A 14723-nucleotide genomic window follows, 5' to 3' on the forward strand; every position below is an offset into this window, starting at 1 on the left:
GGGTGCTCCTAGCCTTTCAGACCGAATGAGATAATCAGGGCAACAAAAATAAGGATGGTCGATGCAAAAATGGCCACGGCGATGTTGCCGTTTTTCAGCTCGCCCTCGATATCCACATGCTTGAGCAGTTTCTTGTCGATGACCAGCAGCGCCACCATGCCGATCAGCAGTGCCAGTAGTGTATAGAGCAGGTTCAGCCCCAGATTGAACAGGGTCGCGGTGAGGAATTCTGATTGCACTTGGTAGGTCCATCTCGTCAGGTAAGGCCGTCAATTAGATCACAGCTTCACCGGATTTTCCTCCGCTTGCTCCCTGCCCCATAGCTCTTTATGGTATTCCATCGAATGAAAGCCCTCGGGAATGAAAGGAAATAAAAAGGAATGCCAAAGCTGACCAAACTGACACGACTACTACTGATGCTACCCCTAGCTGGGCTGGTCCTCGGGCTTTCCGCCTGCGCCGATCGGGTGGAGGTTCCACCGGCCCATGTAGGGAAGATTCTTACCAAGAACGGGTACAAACCGAACACGGTGCCGCCGTCCAAATTCCGCCTGGATATGTGTCTCTACTACTGCGACAAGCTGGTCACACTGGCTATCGCGGATTTTGGCCACATGGAAAAATTCAAACTGTTTATGCCCAGGGACCAGCTCAATATGAGTTTTGATATCCGCATGACCGGCGCGGTGAATGAAAAATACATCGACAATATTTTTGACCGGATGCCGCCCCACAACGGCAATATTTCCGTAAACCAGGTGTACAACACCTATGCCCAGCCGGTGATCCGCGATGTGGTGCGCCGGGTAATTGCCAAATACTCCATCAATGAAATCGCCTCCAGCCGCGAGATGTTGAGCCAGGAACTGTTTACCGCAGTGGCCACCTCCCTCGATGGCACACCGATCAAGATCAAGCGCCTGGGCATTGCCGATGTACAGTTTCCCAAGGTTATTACCGAGGCGAAAGAGCGCGCAGCGGAGCGGCGCGAGCTGATCGAGCAGGAGAAGGCCCAGTTCGAGATCCAGAAAATCCAGATGGAGCGCGACTTGGAGCGGGAAAAAATGAACCGTGCCATCGCCCGTGAAAAAGCCATGGGTCAGAAAGAGGTCAACGATCTGCTGGCCAAGTCGGTAACGGATAAATACCTCTCCTACCGCACCCTGGAAGTGCTGGAAAGCATGGCGGAATCCAACAACAAGGTCTTTGTTCCGGTGGAGGCGTTGGGCACTATTGGCCTGCAGCAGGCGGTATTTTCCGAGCAGATGAAACAGGTAGCGCGCAAGCGCTGATTGTGGGAGTCATACGATGGAGTTCAATTCGCAGATCGCCAACTGGTTGATGAGCGCCCTCGGGGGTCTCGCCAGCTGGATCGTGATCGCCGCCTGTGTGTTGTTGGCGCTGAATATTTTTCTGCGTGTGCAGTTTCTGCGTCAGCGTGGCGAGGGCTTGCACTGGTTGCTGGACCGCTCGGTGGTGATTCGCCTGCTGTGTCTTCTGTTTTTTATCTGGGTACTGATCGGCTTTAACAGCAATGCGCCGAAACTGGTGCTGGCACCGGATTACAGCGATGAACAGCAGGCTACAGAAAGAGCTTTGCAGGAAAAGCGGGGAGGGATAGAAAATATTGCTCCGAAAACCGCGGATGCAGAGGAAACGAGTGAGCGTTTGGCGGATCTGAGAGACGAGCAGAAAGAGGATTCGAAACGCGAGAATTAATTTCTGACCTCTGCGGGGATTGAAGTCATTTCAATGGTTTTATTTTTTAAAATTCATTGGGATGTCCAAATGCCGTGAGTAGACTACCGGGCACATTGGAGATGAGGAGATCATCATGCGTTACCTGTTACCTGTAGTTCTGTTTTGTTCAATCGCTGGTTTTGCCCAGGCCGACAGCACAATGACTCAGCTGCCGTCCGGTGCACAGGAAGTGCAGATCATGGGTAATACCTATTATAAAAGTGGCGACACCTTCTATCGTTTTAACGAGCAGGGTGGCTACTTTTATGAAACCAATCCGCCTCATGCAATGGATCGTCAGACCACTACGCACCAGTCTGTGGTAACCCAGCCTGGTCCGGGTGTGACTGCCGACCAGATTGAAGGTTGTCGTAACGTTGCGGCTGACAAGTCCAACGCGGTGCCCAATCGTGGCAGTTCGGTTTACATTAATGAGTACAACAGCTGCATCAATGATCTGCAGTAAGGCGTACTCCCGAAGCTGACAGGTGATACCTATCTTGTGACCTGACAGGTTCGTGAAATTAAAAGGCTTGCCGTATTCGCGGCAAGCCTTTTTTATGGCTCGCGCGGCAGGGCTAGACATCGTTCTCGTGTTTTAGCTGTACCTGCCAGTCACCCTCCATGTCCACGCTGACGAGCACCTGGATCGGACGACAGCACACGGTGCAATCCTCAATATAGTGTCGGCTGCCTGCGGAGGTATCGATCAGCATCAGGATGGTTTCACCGCAATAGGGGCACTGATCACTAAACTCTTCCACGCGCGCTTGCATTCCGTCCTCCGTACTCTCACTCGCTGTTTACCCAATATAGACCCGGAACCCGATCCACTGATTTTCGGTGCGGGTAGCCAGTGCGTGTTGGGGCCGACAGGAATTTTTTGCGTTCTTGTAAAAATGACAGCGGTGTCACCGCTGTATCCGCAGTGTGCGGTAATTCATTTACAAAACGGATTGATATACTCGCGCCTGTTCGAGCCGGCCCGGGGTAGCTGCAATAGCGCGACCCGGGGCGGTGACCGCCGGCGGCGCAAAAGCGTATAATCCGCGCCCGCTTTCCCCGCTCTAGCGGTGGGGGGAGTGAGTATTCAGGGCACCTCTTGAAATCGTAGCGAGCGGGTGCCTGGTGGTGGCCGCCGGAGCGGAGGCAGCGGAGTGTATAGCGATACATGAGCATGCCGAGCACCGCCGGACGCCGCCAGGCGCACGCGCAGTAGATTTGTAGTGGTGCCCTTCAGCAACCAGCAAAAGAGGATTGGTAATGGCGGTTAAATTGATGAAGGACCAGGATCTGGCGGGCAAGCGCGTTCTGATCCGCGAAGACCTGAATGTGCCGGTAAAGGACGGCGTAGTGACCTCCGATGCGCGTATTCGCGCGGCACTGCCCACCATCAAGGCCGCCGCAGACGCGGGCGCCAAAGTCCTGCTGATGTCCCACCTGGGCCGCCCCACCGAGGGCGAGTACGCGGAAGAGTTCTCCCTGGCGCCGGTGGCGGCGCACCTGGGCAAGCTGCTGGGTAAAGACGTGCCGGTCGTCAAAGACTGGCAGGGTGGCATTGAATTGGCAGACGGTGAAGTCGCACTGCTGGAAAACGTGCGCTTCAACAAGGGCGAGAAGAAAGACGACGAAACACTGGCCCAGCAGTACGCGGCCCTGTGCGACGTGTTTGTGATGGACGCCTTTGGTACCGCGCACCGCGCCCAGGCCTCTACCCACGGCGTGGCCAAGTTTGCCCCCATCGCCTGCGCCGGCCCGCTGCTGGCGGCGGAGCTCGACGCGCTGGAACAAGCCCTGGCCAATCCGGCGCGCCCGATGGTGGCGATTGTCGGTGGCTCCAAGGTTTCCACAAAACTGACCGTGCTCGAGAGCCTGTCGGACAAGGTGGATCAGCTGATCGTCGGTGGTGGTATTGCCAACACCTTCCTCGCAGCCAGTGGCAAGCCTGTGGGTAAGTCCCTGTGTGAGCACGACCTGCTGGATACCGCCAAGGGGCTGATGGCGAAGTGCGATATTCCGGTGCCCACCGACGTGGTGACCGGCAAGGAATTCAGCGAATCCGCGGCGGGGGAAACCAAGCCCGCCGATGCGGTGACCGAAGATGACATGATTTTCGATATCGGTCCGGACTCCTCTGCGGCGCTGGCGGACATTCTCAAAAACGCCAAGACCATTATCTGGAATGGCCCGGTCGGTGTGTTTGAGTTCGATCAGTTTGGCGGCGGTACCGAGCGCCTGTCCAAGGCGATCGCCGGTAGCGACGCTTTCTCCATTGCCGGTGGTGGCGACACCCTGGCGGCGGTCGACAAGTACGGCATTGCCGAGCAAGTTTCCTATATTTCTACTGGGGGTGGTGCTTTCCTCGAATACGTGGAAGGCAAGGTACTGCCGGCAGTGGCGATGCTGGAGAGCCGTTCAGCGGAATGAATAGCCGCTCGGCGGAATAGATAACCGCGAGTAGCCGACCTCGCGTTAAGCGGGGTCAACGTGGGCGGCTGGTCACAGACCGCCCGACTCAATTTTATGCTCACGACAACCAATCGTCGTGGTCGAGACCCGAATTAAAAAGAGATGCGACCGGAGCCCCGCTTCAGGAATCGCACGACAAAGTGGGGATTTCACAGGAAACCCACGCACTCAATACCAGCTAAATTTCGACGAGAAAGGGTTTTTTCATGGCTTTAATCAGCTTGCGTCAAATGTTGGACCACGCTGCCGAATTTGGATACGGCATCCCTGCGTTCAACGTCAACAACCTGGAGCAGATGCGCGCCATCATGGAGGCGGCCGACGAGACCGACTCTCCGGTGATCGTGCAGGCCTCCGCCGGCGCGCGTAAATACGCAGGCGCTCCCTTCCTGCGCCACCTGATTTTGGCCGCTGTGGAAGAATTTCCACATATTCCGGTAGTGATGCATCAGGACCACGGCACCAGCCCGGCGGTGTGTCAGCGCTCTATCCAACTGGGTTTCAGTTCGGTGATGATGGACGGCTCTCTGATGGACGACGGCAAAACACCGGCGTCCTACGAGTACAACGTGGACGTGACCAGGCGCGCGGTGGAAATGGCCCACGCCTGTGGTGTTTCCGTGGAAGGTGAGCTGGGCTGCCTGGGCTCGCTGGAAACCGGCATGGCCGGTGAAGAGGACGGCGTTGGTGCGGAGGGCAAACTGTCCCACGACCAGCTGCTGACCGACCCGGAAGAAGCCGCAGACTTCGTCAAGAAAACCCAGGTGGATGCCCTGGCCATCGCCTGCGGTACCAGCCACGGTGCCTACAAGTTCACTCGCCCGCCCACCGGCGATATCCTGGCGATCGATCGCATCAAAGAAATCCACGCGCGTATCCCCGATACCCACCTTGTCATGCACGGTTCTTCCTCTGTGCCCCAGGAGTGGTTGAAGGTGATCAACGAGTTTGGCGGTGAGATTCCGGAAACCTACGGCGTGCCGGTGGAGCAGATCTGCGAAGGTATCAAGCACGGTGTGCGCAAGGTGAATATCGACACCGATCTGCGCCTCGCCAGTACCGGTGCGGTGCGTCGCTTCCTGGCCCAGAACCCGTCCGAATTCGATCCGCGCAAATTCCTCAAGGTCACTACCCAGGCCATGAAAGAAATCTGCGTGGCCCGTTACGAAGCGTTCAACGCGGCGGGTAACGGCAGCAAGATCAAGCCGGTCAGCCTGGAAACCATGTTCCAGCGTTACGAGAAAGGCGAGCTGGTACCGAAGATCAACTGAGATTGGTTCAGCCAAAAATAGCGGGCATTGCGCCCGCTTTTTTGTGCCTGTGTTTTATGTCAGGGAAACTGCACGAGACTATTTTGCTTTCGGCTGTGGTTCCGCCGCGGGGTTCAGGTAGTCCGAGAAAAAAATCAGATCGCTATGGCTGGCATCCACGGTAAACGTGGTCTCCGCACCGGGATAGTATCCACAGGACTCGCCCGCCTCGCACAAAATACCATTGCCGTTGTGATCCGAGCCGCTGACGAGGCGGAAATTGCCCGCCGGCACATCCACAAACTGAAATGGGTAAGCGCCATTTTCGGTATCCAGAGTAACCTGTTCCACAAGAGCGTAATTCCCAGAGCCATCTGCAACGAGTAGTTGCAGGTACTGTTGACCGGCACTGACAGAGCCGGCCACAGGTTCGGCGTGGTGGAGCTGTACTGGCAGTAAAAACTGACGGGCGCCGGAGAGCGGGAATATGACGGTGCCGGTGTGGTCGCCATAGGGCAGCGCAGTGCGGTCTACCCACACGGTGTATTGACCGAAGCCGCGTGCATCCACGGACTCTGCTGTGTCTACCCGAACAATCCACGGCTGGTCGCCGCCGGGAGCCCCGTCAATGGCATTGTCGCCACCACTGGTATCGGAAATCTCCACCGTCAGCCTGCGGTAGCTGCCGGCGAAATCCAGGTGGCCGGGTTCCGCGCGGACGCTCTGTTGCGGGGTCTGGTTGGCGGAGAGGGCGGCGGATTCCGCGTCAATCAAGCCGTAACCATACTCTTTGTCTTTACCGGCTTCGCCGATATCCCGAGTCAACTCTCCTTCCTTCAGCAGTGCATCCACATCGTCCGGCGAGAGTGCGGGGTTGAGCGATTTCATCAGTGCGAGGGCGCCGGCGACATGGGGTGCCGCCATCGAGGTGCCCTGCAGGTTGCCGTAACTGGCGGTGTTGGTTGCGGCTTCGGTGACATAGGTGCTGAAAATTCCATCTTCAGTATTGAGGCGCATGTCTCCCCCCGGGGCCGCGATATCGATCCAGTTGCCGAAGTTACTGTAATAGGCGAGAGCGTCCGCGGTATCGGTGGCGCTGACCGCAATCACACCGCGCAAGGCGGCGGGGTAGGAGGGTGTCTCTGCCCCATCATTCCCGGCCGCGGCCACCGCGATGACGCCGGCACTGCGCGCGGCGTCGATGGCATCCTGCATGATCTGCGAGTAGCCACTGCCGCCAAAGCTCATATTGATGATATCGGCGCTGCGGGTGGGCAGAGCGCCGGATGCATTGGCGAGCCCGGCGGCATACAGTACCGCTTGCGCGGCGTCGTAGCTGGTGCCGCCGCCGACCCCCAGAACCCGCAATGGCATGATCGCGGTGTCCCAGCCGCTGCCACTGACCCCTTCAGTATTATCGGTGTCCGCGGCGGCCGTGCCGGCGACATGGGTGCCGTGCCAGGAGCTGCGCGGATCGCTGGATAGGTCGCCCGGATCTTCCGGGTCGGGGTCCGGCCCGTCCCCATCCCTGGCCCGTTGCGGGTCGCTGATCAGGTCGTAACCGTCCCGTAGTTTGTTTGCGAGATCCGGGTGTGCACTGAAAATGCCGGTGTCGAGCACCGCAATCACGGTGTCGCTGTTGCTCTGGCTCAGGCTCCAGGCCGCGGGCAGCTGGATATTCCGGTAATGCCACTGGCGCAGGTACAGCGGGTCGTTTGGTGTGGCGCTACTTTGGTAAACGAAATTGGGCTCGACCTGTAAGGAATCGCTCTGTGCCAGCAGCGATTTGCGCGCGTACAGCAGCTGTAGCCGCTGCAGCAGTGGGCCGGTGAGATCGGGATGGACAGAAAGTGCCGCGCTCAGTGCATCGTCCAGCAGCGTTGGCGACAATACCTGCCGCTGCCAATCCTGCGCAGCGTCGCCGCCTCGCTGAACCAGCAGCTCACCGGCCACCATGGGGTCGGCAACGGATGGGCTGGCCTGAGTGTGAGACTGGTTTTGCCGATCCAGCCGCAGGGTGTAGTTGCTGTAACCGCGCGCGGCATTTACCCGCAGCAGAAAGTCGCCGCTTTGCGGAACCGTCAGCGACTCGAATTCGTCGATATCGGTACTGGATGCAATGGGCTCCCCTGAGTTCTCCGCGGTGTAGAGGAAAAGATCCAGATCATTCTGTAGTGGCAGCAGGGTCTGGTGGCGGTGAATCTGCAACAGAACTTGTGTGCCAGACACGGCGGAAAAGGTGTACCAGTCATCGCTATCGGTCTGGTCCCGAAAACGGCCGCTGGACTCGCCGGTGGCAGCGGCGGTAGCGAAGCCACCTATCAGGGCGGGCACTGTCACGGGCTGCGCATCGGCCGCCCGGTTATTCGCTGTCGCGCTGGCGTGTGCGTCATTGGTATCGGCGTCACTGCCGGAAAATGGTCGCGCCTGGACGCGGCCGCTCAGGTTAAAAAGCCCTGAATCACCACCGCTGGAAGTGCTGCCCGAGGAGCTTCCAGAGGAGCTTCCAGAGGAACTGCCCGAGGAGCTGGAAGAACTGCTGGCGTCCCCGCCAGACGACCCACCCGGTGTATTCCCGCCGCTACCGGATCCGCCTCCACCGCAGGCAGCGAGAAGGATTGTCACGGTAAACGCGGATATCAGTCGTGTAGTTGTCATATCTGGAGGATGTCGATTCGTCTTACCGGATGCTCCCAGAATCTTCCCGGAGTCTCAAGGTACCCCGTCGCAGGCTGGGGATGGCGGCGGCAGGGAAATACAGTACCATTGAGTCATGGATCTGTTGAAAGACTTCAGTGCCGTCGATACCAGCCCGGTCATCCACCGGCCGGATTACTCCGCCCTGCGCAGCCAGTTACCCACGCTGGATTTTTCCTGCGGCCAGCCCCTGCCGGAATCGGTAATTTCCTACCGCAATTTCTATCGCCTGAATTTTGCCGAAGCCAGCGGAACCGGTATTGGTACTTTTTCTTCCGCCGGATTCGAACTGGTGGCGCAGTACTGGCGAGTGGCCGACCCCAAGGGCACCCTGTTTATTTGCCACGGTTACTTCGACCATACGGGGATATACAGTTCCGCTATTCGCTTTGGTCTGGAGCGCGGTTTCAATGTGGTGTCTGTGGACTTTCCCGGGCACGGTCTTTCCAGCGGTGAGCCCGTGGCCATTGATACGTTTATGCAGTACCGGGAAGTTCTGGAAGCCCTGCTGAGCCGTGCTCGGGGCAAGATGCCGGGGCCCTGGCACGCCATGGGGCAGAGCACCGGCGGCGCTACCCTGCTGGCGTATCTGCAATTCAGTCAGTGGCAGCCGTTCGACAAGGTAATGCTGTTGGCGCCACTGGTGCGCCCGGCGAACTGGCATCTGCGCAAGTGGATGTTTTACCTGGGGCGCTTTTTGTTGCCGCACCCCAGCCGGGGGTTCAACATCAATACCCACGATGCAGAATTCGCCCGCCGTCAGGCCCACCGCGACCCGCTGCAGTCACCGGTCATGTCAATTCGCTGGCTGGGGGCAATGGTGGACTGGTTGTCGCTGTTTCCGAAGACCCGGCGCAATGCCAAGGCAGTACTGGTGGTGCAGGGCACCGACGATAAAACCGTCGATTGGCGCTACAACATGGGCGTGATTGGCGACCGTTTTCCCAACAGCAAGCGCGTCATCGTGCGCGGCGCACGCCACCAGATGATCAACGAAACTCAACCCTACCGACAGAAAATTCTCACCGCCCTCGACGAGTGGCTGGCCCAGTAAGCTGCGCTCTAGTTTCCCGCTCGCACTTCCATCTTACAAATTCGCCTTGCGCAGCTGCCGGCGCTTGCGCCGCTGCACCAGTGCGTCCGCGGAGTAAAATCCCAATGCTGCCCACACAAAAATAAAGGTCACCAGTTTTGCGTGATCAAAGGGTTCATCGAACAACAGCACCGCGAAGAAAAACATCAGCGTCGGTCCGAGATACTGCAGAAACCCCAGCGTGGACAGGTTGAGCCTGCGCGCGGCGATATTAAACAGCAGCAGCGGGGTCAGGGTTACCGGGCCGGCCAGCAGCAGTAAGCCGTTCAACTGCCAGGAATTGTTCAGCAGGTTGCTGGTAGGGCTGCTGGTCCAGAACAGGAAACCCAGCGCAAGTGGCAGCATAAACAGGGTCTCCACGGTGAGGCCGGTCAGGCTGTCTACCGGAGTTTGCTTGCGCACCAGACCGTAGAACCCGAAGGTGATCGCAACGCCCAGCGCTACCAGCGGCAGGCGGCCGAACTGCCAGAGTTCGTAGCCGATACCTACCGCCGCCAGCATTACTGCCAGCCACTGCAGTGGCCGCAGTTTTTCCCCGAGTACCAATACTCCCAGCAATACGCTGATCAATGGGTTGATGTAGTAGCCGAGGCTGGCATCCAGCAGGTGATTGTTGGTGACCGACCAGATAAATATCAGCCAGTTGGTGCTGATTAGTGCGGTGGAAATCAGCAGCGCCAGCATGGTTTTACGCGAGCGCAATACCGCGCCCATACCGTGCAGCTTTCCCAGTACCGCTAGCAGCACAATCGCCAGTAGCAGCGACCAGATGCTGCGGTGCGCGAGAATCTCCGGAGCTGAGAGATATTCCAGCAGCTTGAAATACAGCGGTGCAAACCCCCACAGGAGGTAGGCGCCGAGGCCGGCCAGCAAACCTGCGGCGGCTGAATCGGAACTCGCGTTGTTTGCAGTCTGGTTTTGCACTGGGGGATCTGCTCGCTGGGTCGACAGGGAAAGGCGACAGGAAAAAAGAAACCCGGACAGCGGGATAACGCTGGTCCGGGTTTCCGAAAGTGTAACAGACCTCCGTGAGGTCTGTCAGAAGCCTGAGGGTGCTGTTAGAAAAGTACGCGGCAGCGCAGGGTACCGGGGATGTTCTTCAGTTTTTCCAGCGCCAGGTCGGAGTATTCCGCATCCACATCGATCACCACGTAGCCCACAGATTCGTTGGTCTGCAGGAACTGCGCGGAGATGTTGATACCGTTGTCGGAGAACACCTGGTTGATCGCGCCGAGTACACCGGGCACGTTCTTGTGAATGTGCAGCAGGCGGTGTGCGCCGGCGTGGCCGGGCAGTGCAACCTCCGGGAAGTTCACGGAACTGGTGGTGGTGCCATTGTCGGAGTAGAGCGCCAGTTTGTCGGACACTTCCACGCCGATATTTTCCTGGGCTTCCACGGTGGAGCCGCCCACGTGCGGGGTCAGCAGGGCATTGTCGAGGCCGCGCAGGGGTGACTGGAATTCGTCGTCGTTACCGCGGGGCTCCACCGGGAATACGTCGATGGCGGTACCGGCCAGGTGGCCGCTCTTCAGCGCTTCCGCCAGCGGCTCGATTTCCACTACGGTGCCGCGGGAGGCATTCAGCAGGATCGCGCCCTTCTTCATCTTTGCGATCTGCTCGGCGCCGATCATCCACTTGGTGGAGGGCAACTCCGGAACGTGCAGGGAAACCACGTCGGACTGCGCCAGCAGTTCGTCCAGGCTGTTCACCTGGCTGGCGTTACCCAGTGGCAACTTGGTCACCACATCGAAGAAGATCACGCGCATACCGATGCCTTCTGCCAGCACGGAGGTCTGCGAGCCGATGGCGCCGTAGCCGACAATACCCAGGGTCTTGCCGCGGGCTTCATAGGAGCCCACCGCAGACTTCTGCCAGCCACCGCGGTGGCAGACCATGTTCTTCTCGGGAATCCCGCGCAGCAGCATAATGGCTTCGGCAATCACCAGTTCGGCTACGCTACGGGTGTTGGAATAGGGTGCGTTGAACACCGCAATACCCAGCTCGGTGGCTGCTTCCAGGTCCACCTGGTTGGTACCGATGCAGAAGCAGCCTACAGCGATCAGCTTGTTGGCGCTCTCCAGTACCTTGCGGGTCAGTTGGGTCCGGGAGCGGATCCCGACGAAGTGCGCGTCGGCAATCTTCTCGATCAGCTGGTCTTCCGGCAGTGCGGTCTTGATGTACTCGACGTTGGTGTAGCCGCGGGAACTCAGCAGGTCCACGGCGGATTGGTGCACGCCTTCCAGCAGCAGGATTCGGATTTTGTCTTTTTGAAGAGAAATCTGAGGTGCCATATCGAGTCTCTTGGCCGTGCGTAATGATGAGATTACGCGAAAGGTTGTCGAAATATAGTTGGAGACCGCCGGGAACCCGGCGAGGGCGGCATCATAACATAAGGGCTATATAAAGCTTTATACGCAATATCTATCCTAGGTATCGAATCTGGTTATGTATAAACACGAATTTACCTGCAAAACACCTGTGGAACTGCCGCTGGGCAAGATTGTATGCGTGGGGCGCAACTATGCGGCTCATGCGGAGGAGCTGAACAACCCGGTTCCGGAGGAGCCGCTGTTGTTTATCAAGCCGGCGACTTCGGCGGTGCCGATGGCGGAGCCGATCCACTTACCGCGGGGCCGGGGCAGTTGCCATTTCGAGGGGGAGCTGGCGCTGTTGATTGGCGAGCGTCTGACGGACGCGAACCCTGCTGATGTCCCCGCGGCGATTGCGGGTTTGGGGTTAGCCCTGGATCTGACCTTGCGTGAGCTGCAGTCGGACCTGAAGCAGCTGGGGCAGCCGTGGGAGAAGGCCAAGGGCTTTGACGGCGCCTGCCCCCTGTCGCCGTTTGTGAAGTTGGATTGGCTGCCGGACTGGGACAATCTCACCTACACCCTGTGGCTGAACGACGAGATCCGCCAGCGGGGTAAATCCAACCATATGCTGACGCCGATTCTGGATCTGGTGGCTTATATCAGTAGTTATTTCACGCTGTTGCCGGGGGATGTGGTTTTGACCGGTACACCTGCCGGGGTGGGAGAGTTGCAGATTGGGGATCGGGTGGTTATGGGGTTGGAGGAGGATTGGTTGCGGTGTGAGAGTTTGGTGGTATAGGTCTTTTTGCTAGTTGGGTGGCGCTGGAGCACCGGGTGATAGGTTTCAAAACCGCTGTGAATACATCCATGTACGCTGCGTCGGCGACGTCCCTGTCGCCGACGCTTTTGAAACCTATCACCCGGTACTCCAGCTTCTATTCCGACCAATTACTTCGTAGTGATGAAGGTTGGTGCGAAGGTTGTGATGCCGGATGGGGACTTGCGAGACCTTCTAAAACAGGGATGTTTTAGAAGAGCCCCCAGGGATGGGTTCACGGCGTGTCTCGCAAGTCCCCATCCGGCAGCACAACCGCCAAGGAGGTGTTAAAGGCGATAGCTTGCGGAGGTCATCGCTTTAGATACGAGGGTCATTAATCCCTTAACCGGGCTGGGGAACCGTGCCCCCCCCGCATCCAGCGCAGCGTGCTGATGCTTGGCCTCATCCTCCAACATCTGCTCAACCACCGCGCGACTTTTCTCGTCCTGCGGGGGCAGTTCTTGCAGGTGGCTTTCCAGGTGTTTGCACACCTGCTCTTCAGTAGCGGCAACAAAGCCGAGGCTGACCTTGTCACTGATCTTGCCGGCCGCAGCACCAATCCCAAATGAAAGCCCATACCAGAGCGGGTTGAGCACGCTGGGGCGGCTGCCGAGTTCGTCCAGGCGCTGTTCGCACCAGGCCAGGTGGTCGATCTCTTCGTCCGCGGCGTGTTCCATTTCCGCGCGAACCTGGGGCAATTTGGCGGTGAGTGCCTGGCCCTGGTACAGGGCCTGGGCGCAGACTTCGCCGCTGTGGTTGACCCGCATCAGGCCTGCCGCGTGGCGACGTTCACTGTCGGCGAGTTCCGCTTCATCCACAGACTTCGACGGCGACGGGCGCTCGTGACAGGGCGAGCCGGGGCTCAGGGTGCGCAGGGCGCGGTCCGCCTGCAACAGCAGGCGGTCGAGTCCGGTCAGTTGGCGATGGCTGCTCACTGATGTGTTCCTCGAAATGCTCGAAACAATACTTACGCTTTCTCGGCTTCTTCCCGCTCTACCGCGCGGTAACCGATGTCTTTGCGGTAAAAGGAGCCTTCCCAGTAGATCTTGCGCGCGCACTCGTAGGCGTTGGCCTGCGCTTCCGCCACGGTGTCGCCGAGGGCGGTTGCGCACAAAACGCGGCCGCCGCTGGTGACGACGCGCTCGCCGTCCAGTGCGGTGCCGGCCTGGAAGACCTTGGCGTTTTCGCTGTCGGCCTTGTCCAGGCCGGAGATGGGGTCGCCCTTGCGATAGCTGCCCGGGTAGCCGTGAGCGGCGAGTACCACGCCCAGGGCGGGGCGGGTGTCCCACTCGACGGTTACCTGATCGAGGCGTTTTTCCAGTGCTGCCATGCACAGCTCTACCAGATCGGATTTGAGGCGCATCATGATTGGCTGGGTTTCCGGGTCGCCGAAGCGGCAGTTGTATTCGATGACCTTGGGTGCGCCCTGTTCGTTGATCATCAGGCCGGCGTACAGGAAGCCGGTGTAGGGCATGCCTTCGCTGGCGAGGCCGCGCACGGTGGGCTCGATGACTTCTTTCATCACCCGGTCGTGGACTTCCGGGGTGACTACCGGTGCCGGGGAGTAGGCGCCCATGCCGCCGGTGTTGGGGCCGGTGTCGCCATCGCCGACGCGCTTGTGGTCCTGGCTGGTGGCCATGGGCAGGATGTTCTCGCCGTCGACCATGACGATAAAGCTGGCTTCTTCGCCGGTGAGGAATTCTTCGATGACGACACGGCAGCCGGCGTCGCCGAAGGCGTTGCCGCTGAGCATGTCGCGCACGGCCAGTTCGGCCTGTTCTACGGTTTCGGCGACGATGACGCCTTTACCGGCGGCGAGGCCGTCGGCTTTGACGACGATGGGGGCGCCCTGTTCACGCACGTAGGCAACGGCCGGTTCGACTTCGGTGAAGTTCTGGTAGGCGGCGGTGGGGATGGCGTGACGTTCGAGGAAGTCTTTGGTGAAGGCTTTGGAGCCTTCGAGCTGGGCGGCGGCTTTTTCCGGGCCGAAGATGTTGTGGCCGCGGCTGTTGAAGAAGTCGACGATGCCTTCGACCAGAGGTACTTCGGGGCCGACGATGGTGAGGTCGATGCCTTTTTCTTCGACGAGGTCGGACAGGGCGGAGAAGTTGTCGACGCCGATGTTGACGTTCTGGAGTTTGGGTTCGCGGGCGGTGCCGGCGTTGCCCGGTGCGACGAAGACGGTGTCTACGGCGGGGTTTTGGGCGGCCTTCCAGGCCAGTGCGTGTTCGCGGCCACCAGAGCCGATTACCAGGATGTTCATTCTTGAGTTTCCCCGTGCCTGTTATTTAGGTGGGCTAGTTTAGCATTGTGCGCTGGGTTGCCGGGTAGGGACTGGGAGTTGGGAG

At 59.0% G+C, this 14723-nt stretch carries 14 protein-coding genes; 7 read left to right on the forward strand and 7 right to left on the reverse strand.

From position 1 onward, the window contains the following. Positions 1-8: 8 nt before the first annotated feature. Positions 9-239: a DUF350 domain-containing protein gene (locus ACXAG1_RS15490; RefSeq protein WP_475090939.1), complete on the reverse strand. Its 231-nt coding sequence runs from the start codon at positions 237-239 to the stop codon at positions 9-11. A gap of 141 nt (positions 240-380) precedes the next feature. On the opposite strand from ACXAG1_RS15490, the gene ACXAG1_RS15495 reads away from it, so the two are divergent. The 3 genes from ACXAG1_RS15495 to ACXAG1_RS15505 all read left to right on the forward strand — a co-directional run bounded on the left by ACXAG1_RS15495 (position 381) and on the right by ACXAG1_RS15505 (position 2206). Further along, positions 381-1292: an SPFH domain-containing protein gene (locus ACXAG1_RS15495; protein ID WP_475090938.1), complete on the forward strand. Its 912-nt coding sequence runs from the start codon at positions 381-383 to the stop codon at positions 1290-1292. 16 nt (positions 1293-1308) lie between these two features. After that, positions 1309-1719 (forward strand): hypothetical protein, encoded by a 411-nt coding sequence (locus ACXAG1_RS15500; RefSeq protein WP_475090937.1) that lies wholly within the window; start codon positions 1309-1311, stop codon positions 1717-1719. A 115-nt stretch (positions 1720-1834) separates the two neighbouring features. Further along, positions 1835-2206 carry a hypothetical protein gene (locus ACXAG1_RS15505; protein ID WP_475090936.1) on the forward strand — a complete coding sequence of 124 codons (372 nt, stop codon included), beginning with the start codon at positions 1835-1837 and terminating at the stop codon, positions 2204-2206. A 112-nt stretch (positions 2207-2318) separates the two neighbouring features. Here the strand turns inward: ACXAG1_RS15505 and ACXAG1_RS15510 are convergent, their stop codons facing one another. Beyond that, the gene (locus ACXAG1_RS15510; protein WP_475090935.1) at positions 2319-2516 is read right to left on the reverse strand and encodes a CPXCG motif-containing cysteine-rich protein; all 198 of its coding nucleotides are present in this window, start codon (positions 2514-2516) and stop codon (positions 2319-2321) included. A 487-nt stretch (positions 2517-3003) separates the two neighbouring features. On the opposite strand from ACXAG1_RS15510, the gene ACXAG1_RS15515 reads away from it, so the two are divergent. Together ACXAG1_RS15515 and fba are read left to right on the forward strand one after the other, a co-directional pair. Then, a complete protein-coding gene (locus tag ACXAG1_RS15515) occupies positions 3004-4167 on the forward strand; it encodes a phosphoglycerate kinase (protein WP_475120202.1) in 1164 nt (387 codons plus the stop codon). Between the two features lie 248 nt (positions 4168-4415). After that, positions 4416-5480 carry a class II fructose-bisphosphate aldolase gene (gene fba, locus ACXAG1_RS15520; RefSeq protein ID WP_043320188.1) on the forward strand — a complete coding sequence of 355 codons (1065 nt, stop codon included), beginning with the start codon at positions 4416-4418 and terminating at the stop codon, positions 5478-5480. Between the two features lie 78 nt (positions 5481-5558). On the opposite strand, the gene ACXAG1_RS15525 is transcribed toward fba, so the two are convergent. Then, positions 5559-8117: a S8 family serine peptidase gene (locus tag ACXAG1_RS15525; RefSeq protein WP_475090932.1), complete on the reverse strand. Its 2559-nt coding sequence runs from the start codon at positions 8115-8117 to the stop codon at positions 5559-5561. Positions 8118-8232: 115 nt separating this feature from the next. Here ACXAG1_RS15525 and ACXAG1_RS15530 point away from each other — a divergent pair, with 115 nt between their 5' ends. Further along, positions 8233-9210 carry an alpha/beta hydrolase gene (locus ACXAG1_RS15530; protein WP_475090930.1) on the forward strand — a complete coding sequence of 326 codons (978 nt, stop codon included), beginning with the start codon at positions 8233-8235 and terminating at the stop codon, positions 9208-9210. A gap of 33 nt (positions 9211-9243) precedes the next feature. Here ACXAG1_RS15530 and rarD read toward each other — a convergent pair whose 3' ends face one another. Further along, positions 9244-10173: an EamA family transporter RarD gene (gene rarD / locus ACXAG1_RS15535; protein WP_475120203.1), complete on the reverse strand. Its 930-nt coding sequence runs from the start codon at positions 10171-10173 to the stop codon at positions 9244-9246. A 134-nt stretch (positions 10174-10307) separates the two neighbouring features. Beyond that, a complete protein-coding gene (serA, locus tag ACXAG1_RS15540) occupies positions 10308-11540 on the reverse strand; it encodes a phosphoglycerate dehydrogenase (RefSeq protein ID WP_475090928.1) in 1233 nt (410 codons plus the stop codon). Between the two features lie 154 nt (positions 11541-11694). Between serA and ACXAG1_RS15545 the strand changes: the two genes are divergently transcribed. Next, positions 11695-12357 (forward strand): fumarylacetoacetate hydrolase family protein, encoded by a 663-nt coding sequence (locus tag ACXAG1_RS15545; protein ID WP_475120204.1) that lies wholly within the window; start codon positions 11695-11697, stop codon positions 12355-12357. Between the two features lie 305 nt (positions 12358-12662). Here ACXAG1_RS15545 and coq7 read toward each other — a convergent pair whose 3' ends face one another. Next, the gene (gene coq7 / locus ACXAG1_RS15550; protein ID WP_475120205.1) at positions 12663-13310 is read right to left on the reverse strand and encodes a 2-polyprenyl-3-methyl-6-methoxy-1,4-benzoquinone monooxygenase; all 648 of its coding nucleotides are present in this window, start codon (positions 13308-13310) and stop codon (positions 12663-12665) included. A 32-nt stretch (positions 13311-13342) separates the two neighbouring features. Further along, positions 13343-14638 carry a phosphoribosylamine--glycine ligase gene (gene purD, locus ACXAG1_RS15555; protein ID WP_475090923.1) on the reverse strand — a complete coding sequence of 432 codons (1296 nt, stop codon included), beginning with the start codon at positions 14636-14638 and terminating at the stop codon, positions 13343-13345. Positions 14639-14723 lie beyond the last annotated feature (85 nt).

It is taken from the genome of Microbulbifer sp. ABE4_465 (genome assembly GCF_056160765.1).

Coding starts and splice junctions, on each gene's coding strand:
- ACXAG1_RS15515 (WP_475120202.1), top strand. CDS start 3,004: ATGGCGGTTAAATTGATGAAGGACCAGGATCTGGCGGGCAAGCGCGTT.
- ACXAG1_RS15525 (WP_475090932.1), bottom strand. CDS start 8,117: ATGACAACTACACGACTGATATCCGCGTTTACCGTGACAATCCTTCTC.
- ACXAG1_RS15505 (WP_475090936.1), top strand. CDS start 1,835: ATGCGTTACCTGTTACCTGTAGTTCTGTTTTGTTCAATCGCTGGTTTT.
- fba (WP_043320188.1), top strand. CDS start 4,416: ATGGCTTTAATCAGCTTGCGTCAAATGTTGGACCACGCTGCCGAATTT.
- ACXAG1_RS15530 (WP_475090930.1), top strand. CDS start 8,233: ATGGATCTGTTGAAAGACTTCAGTGCCGTCGATACCAGCCCGGTCATC.
- ACXAG1_RS15495 (WP_475090938.1), top strand. CDS start 381: ATGCCAAAGCTGACCAAACTGACACGACTACTACTGATGCTACCCCTA.
- serA (WP_475090928.1), bottom strand. CDS start 11,540: ATGGCACCTCAGATTTCTCTTCAAAAAGACAAAATCCGAATCCTGCTG.
- ACXAG1_RS15545 (WP_475120204.1), top strand. CDS start 11,695: ATGTATAAACACGAATTTACCTGCAAAACACCTGTGGAACTGCCGCTG.
- ACXAG1_RS15500 (WP_475090937.1), top strand. CDS start 1,309: ATGGAGTTCAATTCGCAGATCGCCAACTGGTTGATGAGCGCCCTCGGG.
- purD (WP_475090923.1), bottom strand. CDS start 14,638: ATGAACATCCTGGTAATCGGCTCTGGTGGCCGCGAACACGCACTGGCC.
- ACXAG1_RS15510 (WP_475090935.1), bottom strand. CDS start 2,516: ATGCAAGCGCGCGTGGAAGAGTTTAGTGATCAGTGCCCCTATTGCGGT.